Raw genomic sequence first — 12,388 nt, 5'->3', positions numbered from 1 at the left:
GCGTATGGCCAAGCAAAAAGAAAAAATTGTTAACCAATACGCCCAAGCAATCTTGGCTTGTGCAGACGAACACGATGTTTTAGAAAACATTAGTGCAGACTTGCTAGCCATTCGTTCAGTGGTTGTCGCTGAACCAAAATTAACTTCTTTGTTAACAGCACAGACAATTTCTGATGCTGACCAAGGTGGGTTAGTTGATGCGCTGACGCAAGGCGCAGATAATGCAGTGGTGAACTTGGTTAAAATTCTTTTGGCCCACCACCATTTCGCATATTTGCCTGCAGTAGTTGATCGTTTCTTTGACCTTTACCAGCAAAGTCAGGGCATTCAAGCCGTGACCATCACCACAGCGGTGGAAGCTGATGAAGACCAAAAAGAGCGGTTGTCAAATGCTTTTAAGAAGCAAAGTGGCGCAAAGAAAATCCAAGCAACCTATAAAGTCGATCAAGACATTATTGGGGGCGTGGTAATGCAATCGAAGTCGTTGTTAATTGACGGCTCATTGCAGTCAAAGATTGCCAAAATGAGGGCAGAGTTACTAGGTTAGTGAGGAAAAGACATGGCGATTCAAGCTGAAGAAATTTCTGCTTTAATTAAGCAGCAGCTCGAAAAGTTCGACACAAAACTGACTGTAGAAGAAATTGGTACTGTTACCTATATCGGAGATGGAATTGCACGAGCTACTGGTTTGGCAAATGCCCTTTCTGGTGAATTGGTCGAATTTACAAACGGCGAATTCGGAATGGTCCAAAACTTGGAAGAGAGCGAAGTCGGAATTATCGTTTTGGGTAGTTCAGATGGTATCCGCCAAGGTGATACAGTTAAGCGAACTGGACACATCATGGAAGTGCCAGTTGGTGAAGAACTTATCGGGCGCGTCGTCAACGCATTGGGACAACCAATTGACGGATTAGGCGACTTAAAAACAACGAAGACACGACCAATCGAAGTAAAGGCTCCTGGTGTCATGGAACGTAAGTCCGTTTCAGAACCTTTGCAAACTGGAATTAAGGCCATCGATGCCTTGGTTCCAATCGGACGTGGACAACGTGAATTGATCATTGGTGATCGTAAGACTGGAAAGACTTCAATTGCCATTGACACAATTTTGAACCAAAAAGACCAAGACATGATTGTTGTTTATGTCGCTATTGGTCAAAAGGATTCAACTGTTCGTGAACAAGTTGAAACATTGAAGAAGATGGGCGCAATGGATTACACCATTGTTGTTAATGCTGGCCCATCTGAAGCTGCCGCTTTGTTGTACTTGGCTCCTTATGCCGGTGCAGCCATGGGTGAAGAATTCATGTACAACGGCAAGCACGTCTTGATTGTCTTTGATGACTTGTCAAAGCAAGCAACGGCCTACCGTGAGATATCTTTGATCTTGCGTCGTCCGCCTGGACGTGAAGCTTACCCTGGTGATGTCTTCTACTTGCACTCACGTTTGCTTGAACGTGCAGCCAAGTTGTCAGACGAACTCGGTGGTGGATCAATGACTGCTTTGCCAATCATTGAAACACAGGGTGGTGACGTTTCTGCATATATCCCAACCAACGTGATTTCAATCACCGATGGTCAGATTTTCTTGGATGCCGATTCATTCTATGCCGGTATTCGTCCTGCCATCGATGCCGGAACATCTGTTTCCCGTGTTGGAGGGGATGCCCAGATTAAGGCAATGAAGAAGGTTTCTGGAACTTTGCGTTTGGACTTGGCTTCCTTCCGTGAATTGGAATCCTTTGCTCAATTCGGTTCTGACTTGGATGCGGCAACGCAAGCTAAGTTGGGTCGTGGAAAGCGCACTGTTGAAATCTTGAAGCAACCTTTGCACGCGCCAATGTCTGTTCAGCATCAAGTCTTTGTCTTGTATGCCTTGACACACAGCTTCTTGGATGACGTGGCAATCGAAGATTTGCAACGCTTCCAAGATGAATTCGTTTCATACTTGGATGCTAGTCAGAAGGACTTGTTGGACGAAATCGTGACGACAAAGAACTTGCCTGATGAATCTAAGATGGATGCTGCAGTGAAGAGCTTTAAGGATGGCTTTGCTGGCTCAGTTGACCAATAAAAGGAGGCAACATGGCTTCTTTACAAGATATTAAACGGCGAATTGGCTCAACAAAAAAGACTCGGCAGATTACAGCCGCAATGCAGTTGGTTTCAACTGCAAAGCTAAGCAAGATTCAAAATTCGGCCACTGGTTATCATGAATATGCTAACCGTTTGAAGGCAGTTGTGGGTCACTTAATTGAGGCGCACGTGTTGGACAATGTCGATTCTGCTCATTTACCAATGGTTGCAAAGCGGCCGGTAAAGAAGACAGGAATCTTGCTTGTGACCTCAGACCGAGGTTTAGTTGGGTCTTATAACGCCAACATCATCAAGGAAACCAATGCCTTGATGGAAAAGCACAACTTAACCAAAGAAAATACTGTGATCCTAGCAATTGGTGGTAACGGAGCTGATTTCTATAAGCAACGTGGCTTCTCAATTGCCTTGGAACACCGCGGTATTTCCGATGTCCCAACCTTCAATGAAATTCGCCAACTGTTAAAGACGGTGATTTCATTGTATGAAGCGGAAGCCTTTGACTCATTGCACTTGGTTTACAATCACTTTGTGAACCGTTTGGAGTCAGAGCAACGTAACACGCAATTGCTGCCATTGACAAAGGATATTTTGGAAGACATGGATGATAGTCACGAACACGTGGCAGCGGACTTTGATGTTCAATCAGCCTATGATTCCGAACCTGATTCAACTGCAGTTTTGAACGTGGTTTTGCCACAATACATCCAATCATTGGTTTTTGAAGCCGTATTGGATGCCAAAACGGCGGAACATGCCGCATCATCAACGGCGATGTCATCGGCAACCGATTCAGCTGACGATTTGATTGGTACGCTTGGTTTGCAATATAACCGTGCGCGTCAAGCACAAATCACGACTGAAATCACCGAAATTACTGGTGGTTTGGTTGCTTTGGAATAAGCTAATCGCAGCATCTTTGCTGATTTTTATGCAGCAAAGCTTTGAATTTGAAAGGAAACAACGATGACTACTGGAAAAGTCGTACAAGTGATCGGTCCAGTTGTTGATGTTGCCTTTGAAGAAGGGCAAGTTGTTCCTGAAATCAACAACGCCTTGTTGGTTGATTTGGGATCTGACAAAACATTGACGGTTGAAGTTTCTTTGGCTTTGGGAAACGGTGTTGTCCGTACCATCGCCATGGACTCAACTGATGGATTGCAACGCGGCATGGCCGTGACCGATACCGGTAAGCCCATTGAAGTTCCCGTAGGGGAAGCTACTTTGGGTCGAGTTTTCAACGTCTTGGGTGAACCAGTGGATAATGCAGGTGCCATCGACTCTTCAGTCGTACGCCACCCAATTCACCGTGATGCCCCTGAATTTGATGAACTTGCAACTTCAACGGAGATTTTGGAAACAGGAATCAAGGTTATTGACCTCCTGGCACCATATATCCGTGGTGGAAAGATTGGGCTCTTCGGTGGAGCCGGGGTTGGAAAGACTGTTCTGATCCAAGAATTGATCCACAACATTGCCCAAGGGCATAATGGTATTTCTGTCTTTACTGGTGTCGGGGAACGTACCCGTGAAGGTAATGACATGTACCACGAAATGAAGGACTCTGGCGTTTTGAAGCAAACTGCCATGGTTTATGGACAGATGAACGAACCTCCTGGTGCACGTATGCGTGTTGCCTTGACTGGTTTGACAATGGCCGAATCATTCCGTGATAACGAAGGTAAGGACGTTTTGCTCTTTATCGATAACATCTACCGTTTCACGCAAGCTGGATCTGAAGTTTCTGCCCTTTTGGGTCGTATTCCTTCAGCCGTTGGTTACCAGCCAACGTTGGCTTCTGAAATGGGCCGTTTGCAAGAACGAATCACTTCTACTAAGAAGGGTGCCGTTACTTCAATCCAAGCCGTTTATGTGCCAGCCGATGATTATACCGACCCCGCACCTGCAACGACTTTCGCCCACTTGGATGCCACAACCAACTTGGAACGTTCATTGACACAACAGGGTATTTATCCTGCCGTTGATCCTTTGGCATCAACTTCTTCAGCTTTGGACCCACAAGTTGTTGGTCAAGAGCACTACGAAGTTGCCACTGAAGTGCAACGGACTTTGCAACGTTACCGTGAATTGCAAGATATTATTGCAATTTTGGGTATGGATGAATTGTCAGACGAAGAGAAGGTTACTGTTAACCGTGCTCGTCGTATTCAATTCTTCTTGTCACAACCATTCTCAGTTGCGGAAACCTTTACTGGTGTGAAGGGTGAATATGTTCCTGTTTCAGAAACTGTTCGCTCATTTAAGGAAATCTTGAACGGTCAGTATGATAACTTGCCTGAAGATGCCTTCCGTAACGTCGGCGCTATCGAACAAGTGGTTGATAAGGCCAAGACGATGGCCCAATAAGGGGGTAATCCATGGCTGATGAAGAAACAAGCTCACGGGGAATCACAGTTAAGATTGTGACCCCTGAAGGCCAAGTCTACGACCAAGACCAAGTTGAAATTGCTGTGATTAACACACAGGGTGGACAACTTGGAATTATGGCCGGCCATGAACCAATTTTGGCCGCCATGGCCATTGACGAAATGTTGGTTAAAAAAGACCAGCAAGAAAAGTCACTCGCCGTTAACGGTGGCGTGGCTGAGTTTTCTAATAATCTGTTGACGGTTATCGCCGACAGTGCGGAAACTGCTGATAATATCGATGTGAACCGTGCCGAAAGTGCCAAAGAACGTGCGCAAGCGCGTTTGAACCACGCACAAGAGGTTAAGAATCAACACGAAATGGATATGGCTCGTGTCGCTTTGATGCGTGCCGTTAACCGTATTCATGTTGCTTCAATTCGCTCAGGTCGTTAAAATCAAAAAGGGAGTTAGCTGTTGGCTAACTCCTTTTTTTGTCTTAAAAGTAAAAATCAGCGTGGCGAGAGCCAAGCTGATTTGCCGGGAAAATTAGTCTTGTGGGCCTTCTTATCATAATTTTAAAAACAAAATGGCGACAAAAAGGTTATCATGGGACGTAAGGGCGGTTATACCTAGATTATTTTCTCGCCTAAAAAAAGAAAGGAGTGTCATATGAATGTCAAAAAACAATTATTAATTGCTGCTGGCTTGGCCGGGTCCGTCGCGGCCGGTCATCAGGCGGTTAGTGCTGATCAGGTACAGAAACACACGGTTGCTTCTGGCGAAACATTGTCAGCGCTTGCATCACGTTTTAATACGACAGTTGCACAGTTGGCATCGGATAATCAAATTCAAAATGTTGACCAAATTTATCAAGGTCAAGAATTGATTATTGGTGTTGCCAATTCGAAAACGGTAACACCAAGTACAACAACGTCAAGTACAACAACGACCGCGGAGGGAAATATCTACCGTGTTCAAGCGGGGGATAACCTTTGGACTTTGGCACAAAAGTTTGGCTTGAGTGTTGATCAGTTGGCCCAGGAAAATGGCATTAAGGATACCAACCAAATTTTTGTTGGACAGACTTTGTCAATTAAGAATGCTAGTCAAACGAGCTCTCAGACAGCAGTTTCCCAGGCACCGGCCTCACAGTCAACGAGCTCTCAGACAGCTGTTTCCCAGGATCCTGTATCGCAGGCAGTGGCATCACAAGCACCGGCCTCGCAGTCAGCAAGTTCTCAAGTAGCTGTATCGCAAGCTCCTGTATCGCAGGCAGTGGCATCACAAGCACCGGCCTCGCAGTCAGCAAGTTCTCAGGTAGCTGTATCGCAAGCTCCTGCGTCTCAAGCAGCTACACCCGTTGCGGCTAGTCAACCAAGTCAAGCGGTTCAAAGTAATAGCTTGGATAGCGACCAAGCTGAAGCACAGGCCCTTCAAACAATTATTATGAAGGAATCTGGTGGCAACGTGAATGCGGCAAACGGCATTTACTTTGGAATTGGCCAGTTATCACCAACTTTGCGTGCTCGCTATGGTGGTAATTCAACTGATTATCAAGATCAGTTACAGGCAATGAAAGCCTATATTGCTGCTCGTTATGGGACTGCACAGGCCGCATTGGCCCATCATTTGCAGTATGGTTGGTACTAAAATCAAAAAAATAAACTTTTTTTGATTTAGGTGTTGACGAAAGCGTCTTACCTTGATATACTAATATAGTTGTTTGATAGAGATATCAAGTAACAACTGACCATGGCTCGTTGGTCAAGTGGCTAAGACGCTGCCCTTTCACGGCGGAATCGAGAGTTCGATTCTCTCACGAGCTACTATTAAAGTCGCAACTTCGGTTGCGGCTTTTTTGTTGTCTAAAAAATGGCAACGAAAAAACCACTGATTCGGCTTGGTAAGGTAAGGAGCCTTTAAGCTCTTTTACTATTTGCCATCACACGTTATCAGTGGCTTTTTACGATAATTTTTACTTTTCTGGTTGGGCTAGCTTGTTAACTGGTGGGTTAAACTCACGCATTGCTTCCGCAAGGTGAACCAAGTTGGTAATCAAGCGTTGGTTAGGGGCTGGTACGCCGTTCTTTTCGGCCAAATCAGCCAAGTAGCCGTTGATGTAGTCAACTTCCGTTGGGCGGCCCTTAACAAAGTCTTGATACATAGAGGGGAAGTGAAGTGGATTACCAACGCGAGAAACGTAATCCACTTGTTCCAACATTTCTTGTTCCGTTTCAATTAATTCGATGCCGGCTGCCTTGGCACCTGCGTAAACTTCTGCAACAAGAGGGGCGGCAATCGTTGAAACAAAGTCCTTGTATTCAATCAAGTGACCCATGCGTGATTGGAACATGGTGGCGATTGAGTTTTCCACTGAGTTAAAGGTTACCTTCGTCAACAATGTTCCCATAAAGTTTTCAGAATAAGATGGGTTCAAGCCAGCTGCTTGGAAATCTTTTTGAACTTCATCCATGACCTTGGATGGCTTTTGGGTCAAGTTTGCATAAACAGAACTCGTTTCACCAATAAAGTCAACATCACCAAAGTTGTTCAAGATGGTTGCAATCATGGCTGTTCCACCAATAATGTGCTCGTCATCGAAGTATTCTTGAATCTTTTCAATGTGACCCATACCGTTCATGGCTGCCAAAGCGGTTTGGCCTTTTTGGAACTTAGGTTGCAAGCGCTTCAACGCATCTGCCAATTGCATTTGCTTCATGAAGAAAATCCAGACATCTGGAGTGCCTTCATATTCTTCTGGTGAATAAATATTAACCTTAATGGGCGTCTTGTCTTCGTGGTCGACTGATCGGTAAACCACGTCGCCCTGAGCCTTAATCACGTCAACAGAGCCTTGTGTTGGTTCAACAAAATCAACGTCGAGACCAGCTTCTTCTTGCAACAAGAGACCATAACGAAGTCCCATCGCACCCGCACCAACAACAGCATATTTCATATTGATTTCCCCCTTAGTGTGAAAACATTCTAATCTTTTTCTCATAATATAACAATAAACTAAGAATCATGCAAGTTTAGTTTTATTTCGATATAATGGAGAAGTTAATACTAGAAAGAGATAATAGAAACCATGGAAAAAGAAATTTATTTAACCGGTGATCGTCCAACCGGAAAACTACATATTGGTCACTACATTGGATCTCTCAAAAATCGAGTGGCCATGCAGAACTCCGGAGAATTTGATCCCTACATTATGATTGCGGATACCCAAGCCTTTACGGATAATGCACGTAATCCTGAAAAAATCAGACAATCACTGACTGAAGTGGCCTTGGACTACTTGGCAGTTGGTTTGGATCCTAAGAAATCAACTATTTTTGTCCAATCCCAGATTCCAGGTTTAGCCGAATTAACGATGTACTTTATGAACTTGGTTTCATTGGGGCGGTTGGAACGCAACCCAACGGTCAAGACCGAAATTCAACAAAAGGGCTTTGGAGAAGGGATTCCGGCTGGATTTTTAACATATCCTGTTTCCCAGGCTGCGGATATTACGATTTTTAAGGCCAAAAAAGTTCCAGTTGGTGATGACCAAAAGCCAATGATTGAACAAACGCGTGAATTGGTTCGTTCCTTTAACAACGCCTACCAAAAGGACGTTTTTGTTGAACCTGAAGGCGTCTTTCCACCAAAGGGGCAGGGACGCCTGCCGGGAATTGATGGAAATGCCAAGATGTCCAAGTCATTAAATAATGGTATTTATCTCTCTGATGATCCGGATACTTTGGCTAAGAAGGTTAAGTCAATGTATACTGACCCCACTCATATTCGAGTTGAGGACCCAGGCCATGTTGAAGGGAACGTGGTCTTCACCTATTTAGATATTTTTGACCCCGATCAAAATCGGGTACAAAGCCTAAAGGAACAGTACCAAGCCGGTGGTTTAGGTGATATGAAACTAAAAAAGCACCTGTTAGAGGTAATGGAAGCTGAATTAGCACCGATTCGTGAACGCCGATTAGAATACGCACAAGACATGGACCAGGTATTGGCGATGTTGAAGCAGGGTTCAGAAAAGGCAAATCAAAGAGCTGAGGAAACGATGCAAGAAGTTCGAGCAGCCATGGGTATCAATTACTTTAATTAAGAACAGTTCTCGATTACAATGGTTTCGCTTTGCTTTTTTTTGTTACATGACGTAAACTCTTTTACATAAGAATGTTTTTTATTTATCGAAGAGGACCGTCTTGTGTTAATATCACCATTAAAAAAGAGACCATATTTATCAAAGTGCTTTTTAGCACTTTTTATTATTTTATCGATTATGTTGCGCTTCAATAGCGGATTTTTAGAGTTAATGGACACAGTGTTTGCCATTATCGCTCAGGAAATTGCTAGTCATTTCCTATTCTTAGCTGGTCCAGCTAATGTCATGGGGAGCTTGTGGTTTATCTGGTTAGTTAATATTTGTTGGGCTCTCTTTATTCGGTCCCTGGGCTTTAAGGTTGGATCTTGGTGGGCAATTAATGTCACCACAATTTTCTTCATCAGCATGATTATTTGGTCAGCGGCGGTTTTCTTAAATTGGGATCATGGATTAACGTTGGACCAAACAATGCCTGATTTATCATTGGCTATGTGGGCGCTGTTCTTTTTTGAATTTGACAACATCTTAGTTCGTCGTCTTCACGTTGCTCACTGGGTTAAGACAACGATTCAAACTGTCTTTGTGCTGACGTGGATTGTGTTAGCTGGCAACAAAATGGTTGGGAGTGATTTGTCCTTTACCACGGTACTGGGGGCCTTCCTACTGGCCTATATTTACTTCCGTCTAGCAGCTAAGGTCTATTTAAAGCACGTTAAGAAGAGTTGGCTAGTGATTTTTGCGGTTGACGGTGATATTTAAATTGTGTTATGGTAGGAACAACAAACAAAGAGGTCGCAACTAAAATGAGTAGCCCTGTAGAGTCTGGCCAAGACAAGGACGCAGGGTGGAAGGTGCAGTTGCCGAAAGGAAATTCTTGGTCAAGAGTTTTCCTTGGGACGTTGAAGAAGATTCATCGGACTGTCGTTTTTAACGGTGCGCTTTGCTAATCATTGCTATCATTATTGAACGAATTTACCGCCTGTTTTTGTTTTGTGACAAAAGCGGGTTTTTTATTGTTTGAAACTAATATGAAGGAGTCATGCAAATGGCTGAACAAAATCAAAATACCATCAAGCAAGAATTGAAGACGCGTCACGTCTCCATGATTGCTTTGGGTGGATCAATTGGAACGGGGCTCTTTTTAGCCTCTGGAGCAACGGTATCACAGGCTGGACCGATGGGTGCCATCACTGCCTACCTGGTGATGGGCGTGATGGTCTACTTCCTGATGACTTCCCTTGGTGAAATGGCAACCTACATGCCAACCACTGGTTCATTTTCGGAATATGGTAACCGTTTTATCGAACCGGCGATGGGCTTTGCCCTTGGTTGGAACTACTGGTTTAACTGGGCAATTACCATTGCGGCTGAAGTTTCCGCAGTTGGTTTGGTTGCACAGTTCTGGTTGCCACACGTACCGGCTTGGGTTTTCTCAGCGATTGTGTTGGCGCTGATTTTCTTGATTAATCTCTTTTCCGTTTCGACCTTCGGTGAAACAGAATTTTGGCTGTCGACAATCAAGGTTGTGACCATTATTTTCTTCTTGGTTGTTGGTGTTTTGACCATTTTTGGGGTTATTCACTCAAATCAAAACGTTATGCATAACCTGTCCGTTGGTAATCATGGATTTGTTGGTGGTTTCCAAGGAGTCTTGTCGGTCTTCTTAGTTGCTGGTTTTTCATTCCAAGGAACAGAAATGGTGGGCATTACTGCTGGTGAAGCCAAGGACCCATCCAAATCAGTGCCAAAGGCGATTAACTCAGTTTTCTGGCGAATCTTGTTGTTCTATATCGGCGCAATCTTTGTGATTTCTGCCTTGGTTTATTACAAGGATCCAAATTTGCTGTCAGCTGCTAATAACAATGACATCACAGTTTCACCATTTACGATTGTCTTCAAGAATGCTGGCATCGCCTTTGCTGCTTCATTGATGAACGCGGTGATTTTGACATCAATCATTTCGGCAGCGAACTCTGCAACCTATGCTGCCAATCGTACTTTATATGCCTTGGCCAAGAAAGGCCAGGCGCCAAAGATTTTTTCTAAGTTGTCAAAGTTTGGTGTGCCTTGGGCATCGCTATTGTTGACAGTCCTTGTTGGTATGTTTGCTTTCTTGTCAGATATTAAGGGCGGCAGCGAAGCTTACACTTGGTTGGTTGCTGCTTCAGGTTTGTCAGGCTTCATCGCTTGGCTAGGAATTGCCTTTGCGCATTTGCGCTTCCGTCGCGCTTACGTGCGTCAAGGTAAAGATTTGAATAAGTTGGTTTACAAAGCTCGCTGGTTCCCATTTGGACCAATTTTGGCGATTGTTTTGTCAATCGTGGTTATCGTCTTGCAAGATCCAGCATCTTTTGCTCACTTTGATTGGGAAAAGATTGGCATGACTTATCTGTCAGTGCCAATTGTCGTAATTCCATACATTGTTTATAAGATTGTTAAAAAGTCAAAGTTGATTCCATTGGATGAAATTGATTTGGATTCAAAGGCAGAACATTAAAAATCAGTTATTCAGCCGTCTTGGTTGGATAAGGTAGTTTCAGTCAATTAAAAAGCACAGCGATTCTAATTTTGGAATGGCTGTGCTTTTTTATGATGATAACGTTTAATCGCTCATAGCAGACAAGTCGAGGATGGAATTTGAAAAGAGGTAGATAAAACGCTGAGCAAACAAATCAGGCTTGATGGGTTGTTCTTGTGTAAGCCAGATACTGATGGCGGCCATGACTTGGTTAATCGTGAGTTCTGCTAGTGTTTGTGAGGTTAAACCGTGCCGATTGCCTTTGGCGCCATCAAAGTAAGGCATTAGCATGTCGATGTATTGCTGGTTTAAATAGGGACGCCAGGCTGGATCAGCTACTTTTGAATAAAAGACACCAAGAAATTCATGCTTTTCATAAAGGGAAGGAATGACGTTTTCGGCAAAAAAATTCAATAATTCCTTGAAAGAATGGTTTTTATCATGAAAAGCAAAGCACTTTAATTGTTGGTAGGGCTTATTATCGACATAATAATGCAGTGATTGTGTTAGTTCCTCGATGTTTTGAAAATGGTTCTTGTAGATAGCTTGTCTGGAGACACCAAGCTCTTCCGCAATTTTAGCTAGCGAAATATCTTTTGTACTTTCAGCGACTCGGGCGACCTTTAAGTATGCGTAAAAAATGCGTTCGGTTGTCACGGGTTGGGGATTTTCCATGGTGTCCTTTCGATTAAATGAAAATTAATATTGTGGATTATTGAACATTATACCATCTAAAAGACCGATAAAACGGCTTTTTGGAAATTATTTGACTGTTCTGGTTAACACCTGACAACCAAAAAGCCTTGAAAAAGGTAGACAAAACTCGGTAGAATGTAATTGTTGTGACACTGTTATGTCTTTTATTTGTAGCAAAGAGGAGAGACTTTGTGAGGAGATGGAGCAGTCCGCGTGATGTCCGAATGTCGTTTCACTTAATCTGCATTGGTGAGAGGCGAAAGGGCCGGTTGGAGCAATGATGAAACTCCTCTGGTCCTTTTGAGGTTCATAATTTTGTTGGTTAGCAAATCAGTAATTGGTGAACTACGAGTATACATAGGTTTGAAAGTCCACAACAAAATATTTTTTAAGAAAAGAATTGACTGAAGATGAGAGCAGTCAATTCTTTTCTTTTTTCGCTTATATTTAAAAATCCGCAATGATGCTTGTTTAAATATTTATATTTTTTTAATTTGGCAGATTACAAGTTTAATTCGAACGCATCCGTAAAAACTTCCAATGGTGTTTGATAATGATGTAATTTCATGGGCCGCTTGTTAATGAGTTCAACCGCCTCATATAATC

11 protein-coding genes, 1 tRNA gene, 1 pseudogene and 1 riboswitch are annotated in these 12,388 nt (G+C 43.5%); of the genes and pseudogenes, 10 read left to right on the top strand and 3 right to left on the bottom strand.

Annotated elements, in window-relative coordinates:
• Positions 1 to 4: 4 nt before the first annotated feature.
• From atpH to AABI08_RS07860, 7 genes are all read left to right on the top strand, one after another.
• Positions 5 to 547: an ATP synthase F1 subunit delta gene (gene atpH / locus AABI08_RS07890; protein WP_338344367.1), complete on the top strand. Its 543-nt coding sequence runs from the start codon at positions 5 to 7 to the stop codon at positions 545 to 547.
• A 12-nt stretch (positions 548 to 559) separates the two neighbouring features.
• Positions 560 to 2,074, top strand: coding sequence for a F0F1 ATP synthase subunit alpha (gene atpA / locus AABI08_RS07885; RefSeq protein ID WP_338344368.1), 1,515 nt, complete (start codon positions 560 to 562; stop codon positions 2,072 to 2,074).
• A gap of 11 nt (positions 2,075 to 2,085) precedes the next feature.
• Positions 2,086 to 2,997 carry a F0F1 ATP synthase subunit gamma gene (locus AABI08_RS07880; RefSeq protein ID WP_338344369.1) on the top strand — a complete coding sequence of 304 codons (912 nt, stop codon included), beginning with the start codon at positions 2,086 to 2,088 and terminating at the stop codon, positions 2,995 to 2,997.
• A gap of 63 nt (positions 2,998 to 3,060) precedes the next feature.
• A complete protein-coding gene (gene atpD / locus AABI08_RS07875; protein ID WP_338344370.1) occupies positions 3,061 to 4,461 on the top strand; it encodes a F0F1 ATP synthase subunit beta in 1,401 nt (466 codons plus the stop codon).
• A gap of 11 nt (positions 4,462 to 4,472) precedes the next feature.
• Positions 4,473 to 4,916: a F0F1 ATP synthase subunit epsilon gene (locus tag AABI08_RS07870; protein ID WP_338344371.1), complete on the top strand. Its 444-nt coding sequence runs from the start codon at positions 4,473 to 4,475 to the stop codon at positions 4,914 to 4,916.
• Positions 4,917 to 5,132: 216 nt separating this feature from the next.
• Complete coding sequence (locus AABI08_RS07865) at positions 5,133 to 6,113, top strand: aggregation-promoting factor C-terminal-like domain-containing protein (protein ID WP_338344373.1); 981 nt, start codon at positions 5,133 to 5,135, stop codon at positions 6,111 to 6,113.
• A 104-nt stretch (positions 6,114 to 6,217) separates the two neighbouring features.
• A tRNA-Glu gene (locus AABI08_RS07860) sits at positions 6,218 to 6,289 on the top strand.
• Positions 6,290 to 6,438: 149 nt separating this feature from the next.
• Here the strand turns inward: AABI08_RS07860 and AABI08_RS07855 are convergent.
• On the bottom strand, positions 6,439 to 7,419 hold the full coding sequence (locus AABI08_RS07855; protein ID WP_338344374.1) for a ketopantoate reductase family protein: 981 nt from the start codon (positions 7,417 to 7,419) through the stop codon (positions 6,439 to 6,441).
• A 132-nt stretch (positions 7,420 to 7,551) separates the two neighbouring features.
• Between AABI08_RS07855 and trpS the strand changes: the two genes are divergently transcribed.
• The 3 genes from trpS (at position 7,552) to AABI08_RS07840 (ending at position 11,065) form a co-directional block, all read left to right on the top strand.
• Positions 7,552 to 8,568 carry a tryptophan--tRNA ligase gene (gene trpS / locus AABI08_RS07850; protein ID WP_338344376.1) on the top strand — a complete coding sequence of 339 codons (1,017 nt, stop codon included), beginning with the start codon at positions 7,552 to 7,554 and terminating at the stop codon, positions 8,566 to 8,568.
• 210 nt (positions 8,569 to 8,778) lie between these two features.
• Entirely contained in the window at positions 8,779 to 9,327 is a 549-nt protein-coding gene (locus AABI08_RS07845; protein WP_338344378.1) for a hypothetical protein, read from the top strand.
• Between the two features lie 19 nt (positions 9,328 to 9,346).
• Positions 9,347 to 9,517: riboswitch (Lysine riboswitch) on the top strand.
• A gap of 96 nt (positions 9,518 to 9,613) precedes the next feature.
• Positions 9,614 to 11,065 carry an amino acid permease gene (locus AABI08_RS07840; RefSeq protein ID WP_338344379.1) on the top strand — a complete coding sequence of 484 codons (1,452 nt, stop codon included), beginning with the start codon at positions 9,614 to 9,616 and terminating at the stop codon, positions 11,063 to 11,065.
• Between the two features lie 105 nt (positions 11,066 to 11,170).
• Here AABI08_RS07840 and AABI08_RS07835 read toward each other — a convergent pair whose 3' ends face one another.
• Both AABI08_RS07835 and AABI08_RS08455 read right to left on the bottom strand, forming a co-directional pair.
• Positions 11,171 to 11,761, bottom strand: coding sequence for an HTH domain-containing protein (locus AABI08_RS07835; protein WP_338344682.1), 591 nt, complete (start codon positions 11,759 to 11,761; stop codon positions 11,171 to 11,173).
• Positions 11,762 to 12,284: 523 nt separating this feature from the next.
• A pseudogene (locus AABI08_RS08455) lies at positions 12,285 to 12,388 on the bottom strand (IS30 family transposase); the annotation flags it as partial.

It is taken from the genome of Fructobacillus evanidus (assembly GCF_963580165.1).
GTDB classification, from domain to species: domain Bacteria; phylum Bacillota; class Bacilli; order Lactobacillales; family Lactobacillaceae; genus Fructobacillus; species Fructobacillus evanidus.
Note: the sequence above shows the minus strand (reverse complement) of the source record. Positions and strands in the feature narration are given on the sequence as shown.